We start from the raw sequence: 360 nt of genomic DNA, 5'->3' as shown, positions 1-360 counted from the left end.
GATCTGGCTAACTGGTGGGGCAGTGAGCATCAGTATGCTTTCGGTTCTGGGGTTGATGCTCTTGATTGGCTGGAAAGGGCTGACCTACTTTTGGCCTGCGCCTTTGTATCAGTGGCAAGTCGATTCTAAAGATCTGTCTCTGGTCGTTGATCTTGATGAAACCGTCTCTCAAAAAGATGTGTTGATCGGTCAGCTGTATGAACGCAAATACATTCCAATAGAGCAAGTTCCGCAAGCTCACGATCTACTATCACCCCAAAACATTGCTACAGGGCTGATACAACGTTTGAGCATCAAGGTGGCGAATAGAGAACTCTATCCTGCTGATTTTGTCTCGATTCTAGATGTGAACCTATTGGA

1 pseudogene is annotated in these 360 nt (G+C 46.1%); it reads left to right on the top strand.

Annotated elements, in window-relative coordinates:
- Position 1: 1 nt before the first annotated feature.
- A pseudogene (locus A3712_RS06350) lies at positions 2 to 360 on the top strand (phosphate ABC transporter permease PstA); the annotation flags it as partial.

The organism is Vibrio sp. HI00D65 (assembly GCF_001635455.1).
In the GTDB taxonomy this organism is placed as follows: Bacteria; Pseudomonadota; Gammaproteobacteria; order Enterobacterales; family Vibrionaceae; genus Vibrio.
This window is presented reverse-complemented; position numbering and strand designations above follow the sequence as displayed.